An 18123-nucleotide genomic window follows, 5' to 3' on the forward strand; every position below is an offset into this window, starting at 1 on the left:
CGCGTTGGGCGTTTCAGGCGGAACGGCTGTCCGGGGTGTCCGGGGTGTCCGGTGGCAGGAGTACGCCGGCGGTCAGGCCAGTGATGAGGGTGGCCGCGGTGTCGGCGGCGAGGTCGGCGGTTCGGCGGACGGCCGCGCGCAGCTCGTACACGCTGCGGAAGGCCTCCCCGTAGCGCCTCTGCTCCTCCAGGGGCAGGAGCGGTACGCGCAGGCGGCCCGGTGTGACGTGCACGTGGGTGCTGCCGGTGGACGCGGAGGCGATGTTGTCCTCGGCGCCGAGGAATCCGGCCAGGAACCACGGGTCGAGGCGGGCCGGGTCGGGGCGTAGGAGGTGGATGTGTGGACCGAGCAGTGCTCCGGCGTCCTGGTCGTCGGCGACCCGGGTCATCGCGGCCGCGTCGCCGCCGCCCGCGACGGCGCGTACGAGGACGTCCCCGGCGGCGACGGGTTGCGCGGTGTCAGCGTGGATGTCAACGGCCCCGCCGGACGGGGGGGTTCCGGCGGAGATGTCCTGGGCGGTGAGGACCGGCCGGTCCACGGTGGGGGCGGCAGGGCCCTTGGAGCCTCGCGTGCTGGGCGCCGCCGCCCGTACCACGGTCAGTGCCCCGCCGCGTGCCAGGTCGGAGACGGTCGCCGTACGCCACTCGCGGGCTGACGCCCCGGACGGCTGCCATCCGCCGGACGCGGATGCGGCTGCCAGGGCGGCGACCTGCTCGGCCAGTCGTCCGTGCAGGTCGTGGACGCGCCCGGCTAGGGCGGCCGGGTCGATGTCGGCCGCGGTCGCCCGCACATGACGGGCCGGGGTGACGTCGACGACGTCGTCGAGGAGGTCGACGAGCGGCACCGCGCGGGCGACGCCGGGCTCGTCGGCGTAGGTGTCGGGGGCGGTGGTGAACGCGGCCCACTGGCCGAGGACCCGGTCGGTCAGCCCCGCCCAGCCGAAGGAGGAGACAGAGGCGGAAGAGGCAGGGGCAGAGGAGGCGGCGGAAGAGGAGGAGCCGGATCGGCGGGGGCGTGAGCCGCCGCGGGTGCCGACGCCGGCCGTGGCCGTATCGGTGGTGGACGGCGTGCCCGTGGCGCTGCCCCGCTGCTCGCCCTCCCCGTCGACGAACAGCACCGTCGCACGATCCGTGCCGCCCGGCTCGGGGCGTTGGAACACCCAGACCTGCAGGCCGATGTGAAGCGGATACGCGGCACGCGCCGGAAGTGAGGCGACGGCGCGCAGGGCCCCGCTGCGGATGAGTTCCGCGCGGATGCGGCGGCCGGAGGAGCGGAAGGCGAGAGCGGGCGGCAGCAGCATGACCGCGTGGCCGCCGGGCTCCAGGTGCGCGAGGGCGTGTTGTACCCAGGCCAGTTCGGATTCGAAGCGCGGCGGGAGTCCGTACGCCCACCTCGGGTCGTAGGCCAGCTCGTCATGACCCCAATCGCGGTCGCCGAACGGCGGGTTGCACAGGACGGCGTCCACCGTGACGTCGGGGAAGGCGTCGGCGCGCAGGCTGTCACCGACGCGGATCGCCGTCTCGGCCTCGGGCGCGGCGAGCAGCAGCCGGACCGCGCTGCGCTGGCCCTGGACGGGGAGCGAGTCCTGCCCGAACAGCTCCTGTGCGCCCTGCCGGGCGGCGGCGGCGAGGAGCGTGCCGCTGCCGCAGGCAGGGTCGAGGACGCGGGACGTGCCGGCGGGCAGGAGCCGTGCCATGAGCAAAGCCAGGCCCTCGGGGGTCTGGTAGACGCCGCTGGCGGCGCCCTCGTCCAGCTCGCGCTCAGCAAGGACATCGACGGCGGCCTGTGCCCCCGCCTCACGGACGCAAGCCAGCAGCGAGCGGACCGCGCCCGCGTCGTCGGGACCGTAGCGGACCGGCTCGGCCTCGGGCACAGCTGCGGGGAGCTGGGCTGCGGCCTTCTCCGCGCGGGCAATCAGCTGGTCGTCGGGCACGGCGGTGAGTTCGGCCAGCTCCTCCGGCGTGCGGCGGGACGCAGCAGCCGCCAGCGGGAACAGTCGCGCGGCCACACCCGAGCCGGGTCCCAGTAGCCGTAGCGCCGTACGCAGCTCCTCGGTCGGCGAGGCGGTGGAGGTGTGCCCGCGTCCCCGCAGCCATGCCTGGACGGCCGGCAGGTCGTAGAGCGGGCTGGTTTCCGTGCCTCCGCTGGGGGCGGGGAAGTCGTCGTGGCGGCGGCGCCAGTTGCTGACAGTGGCGCGCGTGACCCCTGCGATGCGGGAGATCTCGGCGGCTGTCACGTGCGCTGAGGGCGCCTGTTGGGCTGGTGGCTGCTGGGGCATGGCGTGGGGTTCCGCACCTCTCGGGCCAGTCGGGTAGTGGACGGTTAACACATTACAGCGGTCGTCAAGTCTGGCAAGCTGTTTGACGATGCTTTCAGTGCTGTGCTTATCTAGTCCTGCTTCCGAGTGGAAGCGGTGGCCCGAGGTGCTCTGCTGAGTCCGTGCCGCGCATCCGATCTCTTCAGATCCCTGCCGATCCCAGCGGGCGGCACGCACCGCCTGACCTCTCTCGCACTGCCCCCCCGTGGGCTACCTGCTCGGAAAGGAAGTCATCCATGACCATCACTGTCGACGCCTCGCGCCTCTCCCTGGTGCGTGAGGAGTCCACTTACCTGGCGATCCGCACCAGCCAGGGCGGCCGGACCGTCTACACGACGCGCATTCCGCTCGCCGACCTCTCGGTCATCCTCACCATCCCGGACCCGGCCAAGCCGGACCCGGACAACCGCAAGGTGGACATCACCCACGCCAAGGGATTCGGCCAGTACCTCGCCGACAACCCCGGCTGGGTGGCTCCGGCCCTCCTGATCCGAGACACCGGTGGCTGCCGCTTCGAGCCGATCACCGAAGACGGCTCGGTCGGCTACCTCACCGTCCCGTGGTCCATCGGCGGCATCGGACGCCTGATCACGATCGACGGCCAGCACCGCATCCTCGGGGTCCACCTGGAGAAGAAGCGCATCACGGACGAGGTCTCCCGCATCGACCGGGAGATCCACCGCGCCAACGAGGCCAAGAAGCCGAAGCTGGAGCAGGACCGCGAGGCGCTGATCGGCCGAATGCAGCGACTCAAGGACGAGTTCGTCGGCATTGACATCTACGTGGAGCCCGACGGCGTCAGCGGCCAGCAGATGTTCGTCGATGTCGCGGACAATGCCAAGGGAATCTCCGGCGCCGTCCGGGCCCGCTTCGACACCTCGCGCATCGCCAACCGCACGCTCAGCGACATCGTCCTCCACCCCCTCTTCCTGGGCAAGGTCGACATCGAGCGGGACCGGATGACCCTGACCAACCGCAACCTGATGGGCGCCAAGCACGTCGCCGACATCACGCGGGCCGTCATCGCCGGTCCCGGTGGCCGTGTCAGCAAGAAGGTCGAGTCGCTGACCGACAACGAGGTCATCGAGAGCGTCCGCGGCTTCCTGGATGTCATCTCCGTTGCGTTCACCGCGCTCGCGGAGATCACCGAGGAGGACGTGGACAACTACGATCCCTCGCTCTCCGAGAAGAAGAAGAACGAGCCGCCGGCTCCCCCCACCAAGGCCATGAGGCTGCGCGAGTCCTCGCTCCTGGGCTCGGTGGGCATGCTCCGCGTCCTGGGCGGCGTCTACCGCAACCTGAAGGAGGACGGAGCCGAGGACGGTGACATCCAGGAGTTCTTCAAGCGGCTCGACCGGCACATGACCGCCCCCGTCACCGAGGACAGCATCTGGCGTACCACGGACGCGAACGAGGACTTCGAGCCGAACGCCTCCGCCCCGATCATGCGTCAGCAGAACGTCGTGCACCTGACCAAGGTGATCACGGACTGGTACAAGAAGGCCCCGGCTGCTATCTGACCCACCAGCTACGCCGGAGTTCCTTTGCAATCTGGCGGATTTCAGGGGCCATTGCAACACGGCGATGGCGCCTGACCTGCACCACCGGGCTCGGTGCGCGGCACGTACGCCCGCCCTCTCTCCCGCTGTCCCGTCGCGAAGGCAAGGAGGCGACAACTGTCATGGATCGTCGTTCTCCTCTCACTTGCAGGCGCTGCGGCACCTGCACAGCTGGCAGCAGGGCGGGACGGACATGCCCGAGTGCTACGACACCCTGCGCTCCCAGGCCCGCCGGCCCAGCCTGGTCAAGCTCCAGTTGTTCGCCGCCTGGTCCCGCTGTGGGCTACAGGCGCCCTCGACGCCTGGGCCGCCTGACGCACATTCCAGCTTCACACGTCACACGCACCCGCAAGGTGCATCTACATCCCCTGGGGGGACCATGAGCCAGCAGCAGTACCCGCAGCAGCCCCAGCCCGGTTGGGGCAGCCCGCAGCAGCAGGGCCACGGCATTCCGCCGTTCCAGCCGCAGCCGCCGAAGAAGTCGAAGGCAGGGAAGATCGTCGGCTTCGGCTGCCTCGGCGTCATTGCCCTCTTCGTTCTGATCGGCATCGCCGCCGCGGCCGGTGGCGGAAACGGCGACTCCATCGACACCGGCGCCAAGGACAAGGCCGTCACCGCCGGCCGCACGCCGGAGTCCGACAAGGCCGAGGCGACGCCCACGCAGAAGACGAAGACGAACACGAAGACGCAGGCAGAGCAGTTCAAGGCCTGCGTCGCCAAGTCCGGTACGGCGACGGAGAAGAAGGCTGTCCAGCACGTGACAAAGGTGACCGGCGCGGACAAGCGGAACGACATCCTGGACGCGGCTGAGGTCTACACCGACTTCAGTGGCGGGCTTATGAGCGACAGCCAGGGGGACGCGAAGCTCATCGCCTCGGCGTTCACGTCCTGCTACGAGTCCAAGAACGGGCTTGTCAGCGTCTACGGCCAGGATGGTGACCTCATCGCCAACGCCAACTACTGATCTCTTCGGCCAAGGCCCCGCCGACCCGTGACGGTGGGCCTTGGTTCATTCAACCGTGGCTGCCCCGTGCCGACTTCACACACCCTGGGGACACGATGCGCCGCTTTACCAATAGCGTGCTACTGGCCGCTGCCATGCTCGCTTCGCTTGCTGCCTGTGGCAGTACAAGCGACGACAAGACGCCTGCCAAGCCGAAGGCGTCGCCGAGTGTCAGCAGGGAAGTCAAGTTCCTCGACGCCGTGCACCTTGCGTCGTGGCGCAGCTGGGCCGAGCGGCAGCCATCCGACGGTGACCTCATCGACTTTCCACAGGAGTGGTGCGACGGTCTGGGCGCGGGGCACAGCGTGAAGTGGATGTTCGACGAGGGCGGTCTGTACCCGTACGGGCCGGACTGGGGCACGCAGAAGCAAGAGGCGAACGAACTGCTGTTGATGGGCGTGAAGGCGTACTGCCCGGAACTGCGGGCGCAGGTCGTGAGTGAGCTACGGGACAGCGGCGCATACTGACCAGCCCGCGCCGAGGAGGCCGCCCCGCGCACAGACGCGAGCGGGGCCCGTCGTGTCCGGGCGAATTGCGGCCCCCAAGATCCGGCACCGCCTCGAACCCGCACCCTCCCACTCAGGGAGGTGACGGTGGCGCGGCGGCAGCTCATTCTTCAGCGGCAAGTGGACCACCAACGCTGGCTGACTGCCTGCCCGAGCGGGTCAGTACGCCTTGCGCGGCGGCGAGGCGATGCTCCGCCGCCTCCGGGCCGCACCCACGACCTGCTGCGTGGTCTTCCCCCTCCGATTTCCTTACCTGAAGGACAACCGTGAACCGAGCCAACGTCATTGCCATTGCCGCCTGCGGGTTGACCGCCCTGTCCGTCACCGCAGCCACGGTGGACCACGTCAGTACCCACTCCGCGCTCGCCACCGCCCGCCGCCAGGCGGCTACTGCCGACCACCGCGCCCATCAAGCCGAGTCTCGCCCGCCCAAGGTCGTCACCAAGACTGTGGACAAGCCCGTTTTCGGCCGCTCAACGCTCCTCGGCGCCTACGCGTCCGGCGTGATATCGGGGGGCGTGTACGTCGACGACGGCAGCATGACCTACACCGCGAGCGACAGCACCTGCTCGCAGGAGTACGCCCAGATCTCCCAGGAACCCACCGGCGGCAACATCCACCGCGACGCCTTCATGAAAGCCTGCCTGACCAACGTCAACGACACCGCCAAGACCGACCCCGCGCCCTGACCGGCGGTGCTCGGCGCCGATCCGAAGGTCACAAACGTGGGCTTACCGTGGTGGAGTTCCTGCTGAGCTGGCACAGGAAGAAGACCGAGCTTAAAAGGACCACCGTCCACGAGTACGCCCGCGCCATCGAGCTGTACCTGGTCCCCCGCCTCGGCGTACTCAAGATGCGCGGCCTTCGCGCCCGCCACGCTCAGGGCGTCTTCCCGGGATCGTCTCCGACAACGCGCGCCACTTGGAGCACCGCGTCCACGTCATCGAACCGCAAAACGTACCCATAGTTCTGCTCCGACTGCGCTGGTAGAGCTGCCCGGCCTGCCGCCGATGAGGCGGAGTCTGGCGCTGGCCGTCGACATCACGCTCACGACCATGTCGGCGATGGGGAAAACGACCGGCACGGCCCGCGCGGGCCCCAGATTGGGCCTGCCGGGCCGCCTCAGGGCCCAATCGGCAAGCGGTTCGGACCAGAGGCCGCTCAGGCAAATCAGAAAAGACCAGGTCAGAGCGTGTCCGGCCCGGCTTTTCTCACATCTGCTTTCGGGGTTCGAACCCGAGACCTACGCATTGCGTGCCCGGGCCCCCATCTGGCCCCCACGAGTCGATTCGGAGCCGAATCAGGCGTGTGGCGTAGACCACGAACTGATCAAGGAAAGGCGAAAACCCCAGGTCACGGGCTATGTGACCTGGGGTTCCGTCGAGCCCCCTATCGGATTCGAACCGATGACCTACGCATTACAAGTGCGTTGCTCTGGCCAGCTGAGCTAAGGAGGCGTGCCAAGGCAGTCTAACCAACCCCACGGCCTGGTCACGCCCAATATTCGGGACCTTGGACTACTGACAGATCCGAAATCGCCAGGTAGCGTCACTCCAGGTTCACTCCGGTGGACCACACCACTCCATTACTCGGATCGTCCGGCACGTTCCTGCCGGTGAGGAGAAGCATCGTCATGGCCAGTGTCACGTTCGACAAGGCGTCCCGCGTCTACCCCGGCTCCACGAAGCCGGCCGTGGACCAGCTCGAGATCGACATCGAGGACGGCGAGTTCCTCGTCCTCGTCGGTCCTTCCGGTTGCGGCAAGTCGACCTCCCTGCGCATGCTCGCGGGTCTCGAGGACGTCAACGGCGGTGCGATCCGCATCGGTGACCGCGACGTCACGCACCTGCCCCCGAAGGACCGGGACATCGCCATGGTGTTCCAGAACTACGCGCTCTACCCGCACATGTCCGTCGCGGACAACATGGGCTTCGCCCTGAAGATCGCCGGTGTGAACAAGACCGAGATCCGGGCGAAGGTCGAAGAGGCCGCCAAGATGCTGGACCTCACCGACTACCTGGACCGCAAGCCGAAGGCGCTCTCCGGTGGTCAGCGCCAGCGTGTGGCCATGGGCCGCGCCATCGTGCGTGAGCCCCAGGTCTTCCTCATGGACGAGCCGCTGTCGAACCTCGACGCCAAGCTCCGCGTGTCTACGCGTACGCAGATCGCCTCGCTGCAGCGCCGCCTCGGCATCACCACCGTCTACGTGACCCACGACCAGGTCGAGGCCCTCACCATGGGTGACCGCGTCGCGGTCCTCAAGGACGGTCTGCTCCAGCAGGTCGACTCGCCGCGCAACATGTACGACCGCCCGGCGAACCTCTTCGTGGCCGGCTTCATCGGCTCCCCGGCGATGAACCTCGTCGAGGTCCCGATCACCGACGGCGGTGTGAAGTTCGGCAACAGCGTCGTCCCGGTCTCCCGCGCCGCGCTCACCGCCGCCGCCGACCGCGGTGACCGCACCGTCACGGTCGGCATCCGCCCCGAGCACTTCGACATCGTCGAGCACGGCGGCGCCGCCGCACACGGCCTCACCAAGGGCTCCGCCGACGCCCCGGCCGGCCTGGCCGTCTCCGTCAACGTCGTCGAGGAGCTCGGCGCCGACGGGTTCGTCTACGGCGCCGCGCAGGTCGGTGGCGAGCACAAGGAGCTGGTCGTCCGCGTCGGCGGCCGCGCCGTCCCGGAGAAGGGCACCGAGCTGCACGTCGTGCCGCGCCCGGACGAGCTGCACGTCTTCGCCACCTCGACCGGCGAGCGCCTGACCGACTGATCACCCGATCATCCCGCTGCGGCCCCGCGTTCCTCCCTCCGAGGAACGCGGGGCCGTTCGCGTGTCGTGTCGCGGCTTCGGGTTTCGCGTCAGCCGGGCACCAAATACCCCGGCAGAACGGCCAATTCACCCCATCACGTCAACGTGCGATTCGAAAAGCCCCGTCGAACCGTCCCCCGCAAGGGTGACGAAATGTCGCCGGGTCGTCACTGCCCGCTACGCTCGCCTGCGTGACCCACACCGCGCGCCGAATCGGCCGAACCCTCGCTCTCGTACTGCCCGTCGTCATGGTCCTGTCCGGGACCCTCGCGGTCACCCGTGTGCAGTGGTCGGGGCAGGACACCGAGACCCAGTTGCTCACCGCCGCCTCGGAGACCGTCTCCAAGCAGGCCAAGGCACGGGCACCGCAGGACCTTCTGCGGGACAAGCTCCTGCTGGAACTCCGGGAGAAGGACCCGGGCGTCGCCCTGACGAGCCTCCAGCGTGCCGTCGAGGGGCGTCCGTCGCTCGCCAGGCACTGCATGTCGCTCGCCAGGGCCCTGGGCAAGGCGGCCGTCGACCAGTACGGCCCGACCCGCGCCCACCGCTTCTCCCGTCCCGTCTGCGACACCTCGTTCGCCTCGGGGGTCGCACAGTTCAGCTGAGCCGGGCATGTCCGGGCACGGCATATCGTGCCTGGCATGCATACGTATCCGACGCAGGCCGTGATCCTGGCGGGTGGCCAGGGGTCACGGCTGCGCCCGTACACCGATGACCGCCCCAAGCCGATGGTCGAGATCCCGGGAACCGGGACGCCGATCATCGGCCATCAGCTGTCCTGGCTGGCCTCCGAGGGCGTCACCGATGCCGTGATCTCGTGCGGCCATCTCGCCGGTGTCCTGCAGGAATGGCTGGACTCCGCCGTACTTCCGTTGCGCGTCACGACCGTCGTCGAGACCGAGCCTCTGGGCCGGGGCGGCGGTCTCAAGCATGCCGCCACACGGCTCCCGGATCCGTCGGAGCCCTGGTATGCGACCAACGGCGACATCTGGACCCGCTTCTCCCTGCGGGAGATGGCCGCCTTCCACGCGGAGCGGGACGCCACCGCGACACTCGCGCTTGCCCGGCCGCGGATCCCTTGGGGTGCCGTGGAGACGGACGCCTTCGGGCACATCACGGACTTCATCGAGTCACCGCCGTCCCCGTACCTGATCAACGCCGGCGTGTACGTCTTCGCGCCCTCCTTCACGACGATGCTGCCGGACCTGGGCGACCACGAGCGTACGACGTTCCCCAGGCTGGCCCGCGAGCGACGGCTGGCCGGGTACCCGCTGCCGCAGGGCGCCTACTGGCGGGCCATCGACACCGCGAAGGACCTCACCGAGGCCGCGAAGGAACTCGGCGCCCACGCGGGCGGCTGACGGCCCCCGCACACCCCGTCCATGCGTGAGGGCGGCCACCGGATGTCCGGTGGCCGCCCTCACGGCGTGTGTGGTGCGGTCGTCAGCCGAGCAGGCCGCCGATCGGGTTCTGGCCGGCGCCGCCGGACGAACCGCCACCGGAACCGCCGTCCGAACCGCCGCCGTCCGAACCGCCGGTGGCCCCGCCGGAGCTGCTGGAACCGGAGGAGCTGGGGCCGGGGTCTCCGGACGGCGGCTCCTGCGGCTCCGGCTCCTGCGGCGGAGCCTGGCCGGTGCCCTGGGTCTGGCTGGGCTGCCCCGTGCTCGCCCCGGCGGTGGGGCCGGACTCACGCGAGGATTCGGACCCCGGAGTGGACTCCTTGGCCGACGGGGTACCGGGAGCACTGGAGGGAGACGTCTCCGGACGACGGCCCTCCGGGGTGCTGGAAGGCTTGCGCTTCTTGGCCTTGGACTCGCCGGGGAGCGGGGAACCGGGCAGCTGGTTGGTCGGGTAGCTGTCGGGCCCCGGCACGGTGACGACCTCGCTGGAGCGGACCGCTCCGCCCAGCATGGAACCGACGAGCAGTGTCAGACCGACGACCACGGTGGCCACCGCGCTGCCCCGGCGCAGCACCCGGCGGCGGAGGTCCCGGATCTCCGATCGCGGACCCAGCGTGCGCCAGGCCTCGCCCGCGAGACGCCCGTCCAGGGAGTAGACGGGGGCACCCGCGATGACGAGCGGGCTCCAGGCGGCCAGGAAGATGATGTCCGAGACGCCGTAGGTGGCGACGCTGCGCCAGCTGACCGTCACCAGGAGAGCGGCGGAGAGCAGGGCGCCGAAGGCGGCGGCGACCCGCTGCCACAGGCCGAGGACCGTGAGGACGCCCACGACGACCTGGAGGAAGGCGACCAGGAGCCCGGCGCCGACGGGGTGGGACAGCGCGAAGTCGCGCAGCGGCTCCGCGGCGGACCACGGGTGCAGCGAGGTCAGCCACTTGACCATGGAGCCCCGGTCGCCGCCCTCGAAGTAGGCGGGGTCGCAGAGCTTGCCCATGCCGGCGTAGATCGAGATGAAACCGAGCAGGACGCGCAGCGGGAGGAGCACGACGCCGAGGTTCATCCGGCGGTCGGGGTAGTAGGCGTGCCGGACGTTGTCGCCGGCGTGGCGGCGCTCCCCGGCGGTCGCGCCGTCACGGCCCTCGCCGTCCTGGGACTCCTCGCCGTGGCCGATGTCGTACCCGTCGTGCGGCGGCGTGCCCGCGGAGTCGTAGGCGCCGACGGCCTGCCGCATGGGGGGCAGCAGGGGGCCGCTCCGGCCGCCGCCGTACTTGTGGGGCGCGGGGACCACGGGGTTGGGCTGGGTCTCGTCCAGGCGCGGGATGACCTGCGTGCCGCCCCCCGCGTCGTCGTAGCCCGCGCCGAAGTCGCCGCTGGGGCGGGTGTCGAGGCGGCCGGCGGTGGAGTTCCGTACGGCCTGCAGGAGTCCGGTCGCGGCGGGGTCGCCGGGCTCGGACCTGCCGCTCCAGACGACGGGAGCCCGCCTGCGGGCCCCCGCGCCACTCATCGCGGGGATCCTCGCCGGCCCCGCGGAGCCCAGGGGGCGCAGACGTGTGCGCTGACCCGGGGCGAGCTGCACCCGGAAACTGGCGTGGCTGACGATGACCTGCGCGGGGTCGCTGTCCACCTTCGTCATGCTCAGGGCGGGTTGGTCGTCGAACCGAGGCGTTCTGGTGTCCACACTCATCTAACCGAGTGATGTGTGATTAGGACACTGCCTTGACGCATCGGAAGTGTCCGAGACCCGTCAACACCCGTCCGCACAGCGCGAGTCTGCCCGATCCAGGCATGCGGACCGGCACGGCGCGCGGCCCAGTCCTTCGGCCGGACGGAGCCCGCTCAGGCCCTCCGCGTCCGGCCGGGCGGCCTCCCGGCTGCCGTACGCCCCCGAGCGCGTGCGGAGATCCACCACCACATCGGGTGCAGCGCCGCGCAGACAGGTGACGTACCTCCGCATGACCGGGCGGCGAATCGGCGTCATGGACTCCGCGTAACGCGCCTCGCCGGGAGACGGACACGCAGGCCTCCGTCTCGGGCGAAGTGATGTCGGGCTCACGGCGTTCCGAGACGCACGGCGTGATGTCCCGGGGCGCTTCCGGTGGCGGCTCCGAGACATCCGGCGCGGGGCCGCACCGGCGGACCGCCGGGTGACGTGTCGACATGCCCCGTCCGCCGCGCCCCGGGGTGCGGCATCGAAGGAGAATCCCGGATGCCTCGCCCCGCCATGTGCCTCACGCCCGGCGGCGGGCCACCTCGTAGAGCACGATGCCCGCGGCCACACCGGCGTTCAGCGATTCGGCGCCGCCCGGCATCGAGATCCGGACCCGGTAGTCGCACGTCTCGCCGACGAGACGGCCGAGGCCCTTGCCCTCGCTGCCGATGACGATGACGACGGGACCCGCCAGCTCCTGCAGGTCCTCGACGGTGTGCTCGCCGTCGGCGGCGAGGCCGACCACGGTGAGGCCCGCCTTCTGGTAGCCCTCCAGGGCGCGGGTCAGGTTGGTGACGCGCGAGACGGGGGTACGGGCCGCGGTGCCGGCCGAGGACTTCCAGGCCCCTGCCGTCATGCCGGCCGCCCGGCGCTCGGGGACGACGACGCCGTGGCCGCCGAAGGCCGATACCGAACGCACGATCGCGCCGAGGTTCCGGGGGTCGGTGACGCCGTCGAGCGCGACGATCAGCGGGTCCTCGTTGTTGTCGTACGCGGCGGCGGTGAGGTCCTCCGGGTGCGCGTACTCGTACGGCGGGACCTGGAGGACGAGGCCCTGGTGGTTCAGGCCGTTCGTCATCCGGTCGAGCTCGGGGCGCGGGGCCTCCATGAGGTGGATGTTGCCGCGCTCACCGGCGAGCTGCAGTGCCTCGCGGACCCGCTCGTCGTTGTCGATGTACTGCTGGACGTAGAGCGTGGTCGCGGGAACGCCGTCGCGCAGCGCCTCGAAGACCGGGTTACGGCCGACGACCATCTCCGAGGTGCCCTTGGCGCCGCCACGGCGCGGGGCAGGACGGCGTGCCGCGGCCTGCTTGGCCTGGGCGTTCGCCACCCTGTTCTTCTTGTGTCCCTTACGGACGGAGGCGGGCGGCGTCGGTCCCTTGCCTTCGAGACCACGGCGTCGCTGGCCACCGCTGCCGACCTGCATGCCCTTCTTGTTGGACGTGCGGCGGTTCCTGCGCTGGCTGTTCCCGGCCATGACCTACCTGTTTCGTTGCTTCAGAAAAACGTCGTCAAGTGAAAGTGTGCCGCCCGGACGGCCGGGCGGCACATTTGCGCTGCTCACGCATGGTGCGAGGACCCGCTCAGCGCGGTCCGAGCGTCCACCGGGGCCCACTGGGACCGTCCTCGATGACAAGGCCGGACTGGTTGAGCTGGTCACGGATGGCGTCGGCGGCGGGCCAGTCCTTGCGCTCGCGTGCCGACTGGCGCTGGTCGAGGACGAGCCGTACGAGGGTGTCGACCACGCCGTGCAGATCCTCACCGCGGTCGCTCTCGCCCGCCCAGTGCGGGTCGAGCGGGTCCAGACCGAGGACGCCGAGCATGGCGCGCACCTCGGCGAGGCGCGCGACGGCGGCTTCCTTGTCGTCGGCCGCGAGAGCGGAATTGCCCTGCCGGACGGTGGTGTGGACGATCGCGAGCGCCTGCGGCACGCCCAGGTCGTCGTCCATCGCCTCGGCGAACGCGGGCGGCACCTCGGCGGAGGCCTCGACCGGCCCCCCGGCCTTCTCCACCACGCGCTGGACGAAGCCCTCGATCCGCGCGAAGGCCGACTCGGCCTCGCGCAGGGAGTCCTCGCTGTACTCGATCATGGAGCGGTAGTGCGGGGTGCCGAGGTAGTACCGCAGGACGATGGGGCGCCAGGCCTTCACCATCTCGCTGACCATGACGGAGTTGCCGAGGGACTTCGACATCTTCTCGCCGGCCATGGTGACCCAGCCGTTGTGCACCCAGTAGTTCGCGAACTCGTCGCCGAAGGCCTTGGCCTGGGCGATCTCGTTCTCGTGGTGCGGGAAGATCAGGTCGATTCCGCCGCCGTGGATGTCGAAGGCCCTGCCGAGGTACTTGTGGGCCATCGCCGAGCACTCCAGGTGCCAGCCGGGCCGGCCGCGGCCCCACGGGGTCTCCCAGCTCGGCTCGCCCGGCTTGGCGGCCTTCCACATGGCGAAGTCGCGCTTGTCGCGCTTGCCGGTCTCGTTGTCCCCCGAGGGCTGGCGCAGGTCGTCGAGATCCTGGTTGGACAGCTCGAGATATCCCTCGAACGAGCGCACGTCGAAGTAGACGTTGCCGTCGGCCTCGTAGGCGTGGCCGCGCTCGATGAGGCCGCGCATCATCTCGACCATCTCGGTGATGTGGCCGGTGGCGCGCGGTTCGTACGTCGGCGGGAGGCAGCCCAAGGCGTCGTAACCCGCGTTGAACGCCCGCTCGTTCTCGTAGCCGATGGCCCACCAGGGGCGACCCTGCTCGGCCGACTTCTTGATGATCTTGTCGTCGATGTCGGTGACGTTCCGGATGAACGTGACGTCGTAACCGCGGTACTCGAACCAGCGGCGCATGATGTCGAAGTTCAGCCCCGACCGGATGTGGCCGATGTGCGGGGCGGCCTGGACAGTCGCGCCACAGAGGTAGATCGAGACGCAGCCCGCTGTGAGCGGGACGAAGTCACGGATCTGCCGGGCGTTGGTGTCGTGCAGGCGAATAGTCACCCCTCAAGGGTAGTGGGCCCGCACCCGTGCCCAGCGCCCCCTGTGGAAAACGTGTCACAACTGATCGATGACGGCGCCCCCGGGCCGACTCACTCATCCGGAGAACAGGGTCAGCGCTGCCGCGGCACCCGCGAGGGGACAGCGGCGAGAGCGGGCCGGAGGACAGGGCCGGGCGCGTCCAGGAGCCAGGGTGCCCCGCCCGCCTTCCGCATCGGGCAGCCGGCGTCCGGCCGCTCGCGCCGGGCGGCCGGGACCGGTGTCAGCCCGCGGCGCGGTAGACCAGGGCAGTCGCGATGCCCGCGATGCCTTCGCCCCGGCCGGTGAACCCGAGGCCGTCGGAGGTGGCCGCGGACAGGGAGACGGGGGCGCCGACCGCATCGGAGAGCACCTTCTGCGCCTCCTCCCGACGCTTGCCGATCTTCGGCCGCGCGCCGACGACCTGCACGGCGACGTTGCCGATCCCGAAACCCTCGGCCCGCACGATGCGGGCGGCCTCGGTGAGCAGGGTGACCCCGGAGGCTCCGGACCACTCCGGACGGCCGGTGCCGAAGTGCTGCCCCAGATCACCGAGCCCGGCGGCCGAGAACAGGGCGTTGCACGCGGCGTGCGCCACGACGTCCGCGTCGGAGTGTCCCGCCAGACCGGGGCCTTCCCCCTCCCAGAGCAGACCGGCGCACCAGAGTTCGCGCCCCTCCTCGAAGGCATGGATGTCGGTCCCGATCCCGACGAGCGGAATCACGGGTGCGGGCTGCTCACGTGCTGCTTCAGAACCCATCGTTCGCCCTCCGGCGCGCGAGAACGGCCTCGGCCAGGAGCAGGTCCAGCGGCCGGGTCACCTTGAAAGCCTCTTCGTGGCCGGGCACGACGACGACCGACTCGCCGAGCCGCTCGACCATGCCCGCGTCGTCCGTCGCTCCGTCACCGTCGACGGTCACGCTCTCGTGCGCCCGGACCAGCGTGCCCCGGTCGAAACCCTGAGGCGTCTGCACGGCCCGCAGCCTCGCCCGTACGGGAGTCGAGAGGACCGGCTCGGGGGCACCGGGCTTGCCCGGCTCGACCTCCTTGACCGTGTCGGTGAGCGGCAGCGCGGGGACCACCGCGGGGGCCCCGTCACGTACGGCCTCGATGACGGCGTCCACCGTGTCGACGGGCACGAGTGGCCGCGCGGCGTCATGGACGAGGACGACGGAGACGTCCTCGGGCAGCGCGTCGATGCCGAGCTTCACGGACTCCTGGCGTGTCGCACCGCCGGGGACGACGGCGTAGTCGGTGCGCTCGGGCAGCGCGTGGCTGTCGATGAGGTTCTTGACCTCGGCCGCGCCGTCGGGGGGTGCGACCACGACGACGAGGGTGACGGCGCGGGACGCGGCCATGGCCCGTACGGCGTGGATCAGCATCGGGGTACCGCCGAGGGCGCGCAGCGCCTTGGGAGCACCCGGGCCGAGCCGCACCCCCCGGCCGGCCGCGGGGATCACCGCTGCGGTGCGGCCGGTACTCGGTTCAGCGGGCGTCGGTGACATCGGTGACATCGGTTGCACTCCGAAGCTTCGGCAGGTTTGTTTCCACGGCCGACATGGGTAGTGGCCTGGGGGTACCCCCGGCCGTAGGTTGGGGGAGAGCCGGGCGCGACGCCTTGACCTGACCGGGACCCCTTCCGTGACCCCTGGTCGGCCAAGCCGCCGCCGGGGCTTGAAGAGGGTGCGAGGTTACCGAGGGCATCGACACCGGGACGCGGTCGGGGTAGGACCCCTGGATCTCGCCACCGGACGGTGCCGTTGTCGGCTTCGCACTCCCCGAGAGACGAACATGCCGCAGCGCCCGACGACTCACCGTGAAAACGGCTTGTCAGCGGGCACCGCGGCACATATGCATACGACCGGACATTTCTCGCCGGTGTCATCCGGTCATCGGTGTCGTCCGGATCAGGACGCGAGAACCTCGTCGAGAAGGGCCTCGGCCTTGTCCTCGTTCGTGTTCTCCGCGAGGGCGAGCTCGCTCACCAGGATCTGGCGGGCCTTCGCGAGCATGCGCTTCTCACCTGCGGAGAGACCGCGCTCGCGCTCGCGACGCCACAGGTCGCGAACCACTTCGGCGACCTTGATGACATCGCCGGAGGCGAGCTTCTCGAGATTTGCCTTGTAGCGTCGGGACCAGTTCGTCGGCTCTTCGGCGTACGGTGCGCGCAGCACCTCGAAGACCCGGTCCAGCCCTTCCTGCCCGACCACGTCACGCACACCGACGAACTCCGCATTGTCCGCCGGCACACGAACCGTCAAGTCGCCCTGGGCGACCTTGAGCACCAAGTAGGTCTTGTCCACGCCTTTGATCTGGCGAGTTTCGATTGCCTCGATCAGCGCGGCCCCGTGATGGGGATAGACCACGGTGTCGCCAACCTTGAACGTCATGTGACAGGTACCCCTTCCGTGGCTATCAAGAGTAACACGAGAACGGCTTCTCCTGAATGGCGTTTTCGCAGGTCAGGGCATATCTCGGGGCTTGACAACTGCAACACGAACGTGCTGCGGAAGCCTTCCGGAAGGCGATATTCGCAGGTCGGAGCAGGCGTACGGGCGAGCCGAAAGGCACACGTCACACGACCCGGAACTCCTCCAGAAGGGGCCGAACGTCCCGTTTTGTCGCGTTCCGGATGGTGAACTTTCCCTACTCCGTTCGGACATCGATCACCCGTACGGATCTTAGCTTCATGGTCAATGAAATTGATCAACGGTCGTCGACCAGGTGGATTATGCGCGGTGAATACGTGGCCCCAAAAATTGGATCACCGCGCGATCAACACGCCGTCCGGCCGCCTTATGTGAACGCGCTGCGAATCGGCGTGGTCCCCGGGCTGTCCGGCGCGGCGGGAGTGGCGCCGGGCCCGCACGGAACGCGTCACGGTGGGGCCGCGGCCGGGCGCGTCGGCCTGCCGGGCACTTCGGCACCGGACGCACGGTCCTCAGGTCCGACCGCCCCGGGGGGCGGGTCGGGTGCGGGCCCGGGACCACGGCTCGGTAACCTGAAGCCCGCTGACACACACTTAGGGCGGCTTTACGGCCGCTCGGGCCTTCCTGTCCGCAGAGTCCGAAGTCCGCAGTCCGACACGTTCAAGGAGTTGCCGCCGCCGTGAGCCGCAGCCTTCGACACGGCGCCCTCGGCGCCACTGCCCTCGTGTTCTCGATCGCCACCCTGTCCGCCTGCGGTGCCGGCAACAACGCGCAGACGCTCGGCGTCAGGCCGGACAACGCAGCCACCGCTGTCGACGGCATCAAGATCCAGAACCTGAACGTGATCACGCAGCCGGATCACGAGGCCGAGGGCCCGGCGGTCATCACCGGCACCCTGTTCAACGACGGCACGAAGCGTGAGGTCCTGGAGAAGATCACGCTGCCGGGCGGCAACGCCACGGTGAAGCTCCAGCCCGCCAAGGGCAAGGGCCCGGTCGTGGTCCCGGCCGGTGGGCGACTCGTGCTCGGCGGGAAGAACAACGCATCCGCCGTCATCGAAAACGGCCGCCAGGTCGGTGCCGACGGAAGCGTGCAGAACGTGGCCTTCACGTTCAGCGAGACCGGCGACATCCAGCTCGGTGCCGCCGTCGTGCCGGCGACCAGCTTCTTCAAGAAGTTCGGCCCGAGCACGCTGCCGACGCCGAAGCCCACGCCCTCGGGCGATGCGACCGAGACGCCGGGTGCCGAGTCCGGCAGCCCGTCCGCGTCCGGCGAGCCGTCCGAGTCGGCCGCGGGATCGGCGACCCCGTCGGACGAGGCCTCGGCCTCCCAGTGATTCCCGTGCGCCCGCCCGTCCCGGGCGGGCGCACACACGTGGTGGGGCGTCTCCGAC

General features: G+C 70.0%; 16 protein-coding genes and 1 tRNA gene. 9 read left to right on the forward strand and 8 right to left on the reverse strand.

Annotated features, from left to right (window positions below; genetic code table 11):
• Positions 1 to 13: 13 nt before the first annotated feature.
• Entirely contained in the window at positions 14 to 2236 is a 2223-nt protein-coding gene (locus ACFU5K_RS22390; protein WP_384064482.1) for an N-6 DNA methylase, read from the reverse strand.
• A gap of 317 nt (positions 2237 to 2553) precedes the next feature.
• Here ACFU5K_RS22390 and ACFU5K_RS22395 point away from each other — a divergent pair, with 317 nt between their 5' ends.
• The 5 genes from ACFU5K_RS22395 to ACFU5K_RS22415 all read left to right on the forward strand — a co-directional run bounded on the left by ACFU5K_RS22395 (position 2554) and on the right by ACFU5K_RS22415 (position 6352).
• On the forward strand, positions 2554 to 3837 hold the full coding sequence (locus tag ACFU5K_RS22395; protein WP_384064485.1) for a DNA sulfur modification protein DndB: 1284 nt from the start codon (positions 2554 to 2556) through the stop codon (positions 3835 to 3837).
• A gap of 418 nt (positions 3838 to 4255) precedes the next feature.
• Positions 4256 to 4840 carry a hypothetical protein gene (locus tag ACFU5K_RS22400; RefSeq protein ID WP_384064486.1) on the forward strand — a complete coding sequence of 195 codons (585 nt, stop codon included), beginning with the start codon at positions 4256 to 4258 and terminating at the stop codon, positions 4838 to 4840.
• 134 nt (positions 4841 to 4974) lie between these two features.
• Positions 4975 to 5346 (forward strand): hypothetical protein, encoded by a 372-nt coding sequence (locus tag ACFU5K_RS22405; protein ID WP_384064489.1) that lies wholly within the window; start codon positions 4975 to 4977, stop codon positions 5344 to 5346.
• A 305-nt stretch (positions 5347 to 5651) separates the two neighbouring features.
• On the forward strand, positions 5652 to 6074 hold the full coding sequence (locus ACFU5K_RS22410; protein WP_355225312.1) for a hypothetical protein: 423 nt from the start codon (positions 5652 to 5654) through the stop codon (positions 6072 to 6074).
• Positions 6075 to 6124: 50 nt separating this feature from the next.
• Positions 6125 to 6352 carry a hypothetical protein gene (locus ACFU5K_RS22415; RefSeq protein WP_384064515.1) on the forward strand — a complete coding sequence of 76 codons (228 nt, stop codon included), beginning with the start codon at positions 6125 to 6127 and terminating at the stop codon, positions 6350 to 6352.
• Between the two features lie 416 nt (positions 6353 to 6768).
• Here the strand turns inward: ACFU5K_RS22415 and ACFU5K_RS22420 are convergent.
• Positions 6769 to 6842 (reverse strand) — tRNA-Thr (locus ACFU5K_RS22420).
• A 176-nt stretch (positions 6843 to 7018) separates the two neighbouring features.
• Between ACFU5K_RS22420 and ACFU5K_RS22425 the strand changes: the two genes are divergently transcribed.
• The 3 genes from ACFU5K_RS22425 to ACFU5K_RS22435 all read left to right on the forward strand — a co-directional run bounded on the left by ACFU5K_RS22425 (position 7019) and on the right by ACFU5K_RS22435 (position 9555).
• Positions 7019 to 8155, forward strand: coding sequence for an ABC transporter ATP-binding protein (locus ACFU5K_RS22425; RefSeq protein ID WP_384064492.1), 1137 nt, complete (start codon positions 7019 to 7021; stop codon positions 8153 to 8155).
• A gap of 230 nt (positions 8156 to 8385) precedes the next feature.
• The gene (locus tag ACFU5K_RS22430; RefSeq protein WP_384064494.1) at positions 8386 to 8799 is read left to right on the forward strand and encodes a hypothetical protein; all 414 of its coding nucleotides are present in this window, start codon (positions 8386 to 8388) and stop codon (positions 8797 to 8799) included.
• 36 nt (positions 8800 to 8835) lie between these two features.
• Complete coding sequence (locus tag ACFU5K_RS22435) at positions 8836 to 9555, forward strand: NDP-sugar synthase (RefSeq protein ID WP_384064496.1); 720 nt, start codon at positions 8836 to 8838, stop codon at positions 9553 to 9555.
• Positions 9556 to 9637: 82 nt separating this feature from the next.
• Here the strand turns inward: ACFU5K_RS22435 and ACFU5K_RS22440 are convergent, their stop codons facing one another.
• The 6 genes from ACFU5K_RS22440 to ACFU5K_RS22465 all read right to left on the reverse strand — a co-directional run bounded on the left by ACFU5K_RS22440 (position 9638) and on the right by ACFU5K_RS22465 (position 16691).
• Positions 9638 to 11278, reverse strand: coding sequence for a DoxX family membrane protein (locus ACFU5K_RS22440; protein ID WP_384064499.1), 1641 nt, complete (start codon positions 11276 to 11278; stop codon positions 9638 to 9640).
• Between the two features lie 544 nt (positions 11279 to 11822).
• Positions 11823 to 12779 carry a 23S rRNA (guanosine(2251)-2'-O)-methyltransferase RlmB gene (rlmB, locus tag ACFU5K_RS22445; RefSeq protein WP_327116173.1) on the reverse strand — a complete coding sequence of 319 codons (957 nt, stop codon included), beginning with the start codon at positions 12777 to 12779 and terminating at the stop codon, positions 11823 to 11825.
• 106 nt (positions 12780 to 12885) lie between these two features.
• Complete coding sequence (gene cysS, locus ACFU5K_RS22450; protein ID WP_384064501.1) at positions 12886 to 14286, reverse strand: cysteine--tRNA ligase; 1401 nt, start codon at positions 14284 to 14286, stop codon at positions 12886 to 12888.
• 259 nt (positions 14287 to 14545) lie between these two features.
• On the reverse strand, positions 14546 to 15061 hold the full coding sequence (gene ispF / locus ACFU5K_RS22455; protein ID WP_384064503.1) for a 2-C-methyl-D-erythritol 2,4-cyclodiphosphate synthase: 516 nt from the start codon (positions 15059 to 15061) through the stop codon (positions 14546 to 14548).
• A complete protein-coding gene (gene ispD / locus ACFU5K_RS22460; protein WP_384064506.1) occupies positions 15051 to 15815 on the reverse strand; it encodes a 2-C-methyl-D-erythritol 4-phosphate cytidylyltransferase in 765 nt (254 codons plus the stop codon). Before ispD ends, ispF begins: the two co-directional genes overlap by 11 nt.
• A 393-nt stretch (positions 15816 to 16208) precedes the next feature.
• Positions 16209 to 16691, reverse strand: coding sequence for a CarD family transcriptional regulator (locus ACFU5K_RS22465; protein WP_006380568.1), 483 nt, complete (start codon positions 16689 to 16691; stop codon positions 16209 to 16211).
• A 718-nt stretch (positions 16692 to 17409) separates the two neighbouring features.
• Between ACFU5K_RS22465 and ACFU5K_RS22470 the strand changes: the two genes are divergently transcribed.
• Positions 17410 to 18066 carry a DUF461 domain-containing protein gene (locus ACFU5K_RS22470; RefSeq protein ID WP_384064509.1) on the forward strand — a complete coding sequence of 219 codons (657 nt, stop codon included), beginning with the start codon at positions 17410 to 17412 and terminating at the stop codon, positions 18064 to 18066.
• The last annotated feature ends 57 nt before the right edge of the window (positions 18067 to 18123 follow it).

It is taken from the genome of Streptomyces sp. NPDC057428 (genome assembly GCF_042803195.1).
Lineage (GTDB): Bacteria > Actinomycetota > Actinomycetes > Streptomycetales > Streptomycetaceae > Streptomyces.

Bases quoted from the DNA above. Each gene is read 5' to 3' on its own strand.
- ACFU5K_RS22405 (WP_384064489.1), top strand. From the start codon at position 4,975: ATGCTCGCTTCGCTTGCTGCCTGTGGCAGTACAAGCGACGACAAGACG.
- ACFU5K_RS22465 (WP_006380568.1), bottom strand. From the start codon at position 16,691: ATGACGTTCAAGGTTGGCGACACCGTGGTCTATCCCCATCACGGGGCC.
- ACFU5K_RS22400 (WP_384064486.1), top strand. From the start codon at position 4,256: ATGAGCCAGCAGCAGTACCCGCAGCAGCCCCAGCCCGGTTGGGGCAGC.
- ACFU5K_RS22425 (WP_384064492.1), top strand. From the start codon at position 7,019: ATGGCCAGTGTCACGTTCGACAAGGCGTCCCGCGTCTACCCCGGCTCC.
- ACFU5K_RS22395 (WP_384064485.1), top strand. From the start codon at position 2,554: ATGACCATCACTGTCGACGCCTCGCGCCTCTCCCTGGTGCGTGAGGAG.
- ispD (WP_384064506.1), bottom strand. From the start codon at position 15,815: ATGTCACCGATGTCACCGACGCCCGCTGAACCGAGTACCGGCCGCACC.
- ACFU5K_RS22440 (WP_384064499.1), bottom strand. From the start codon at position 11,278: ATGAGTGTGGACACCAGAACGCCTCGGTTCGACGACCAACCCGCCCTG.
- ACFU5K_RS22435 (WP_384064496.1), top strand. From the start codon at position 8,836: ATGCATACGTATCCGACGCAGGCCGTGATCCTGGCGGGTGGCCAGGGG.
- ispF (WP_384064503.1), bottom strand. From the start codon at position 15,061: ATGGGTTCTGAAGCAGCACGTGAGCAGCCCGCACCCGTGATTCCGCTC.
- rlmB (WP_327116173.1), bottom strand. From the start codon at position 12,779: ATGGCCGGGAACAGCCAGCGCAGGAACCGCCGCACGTCCAACAAGAAG.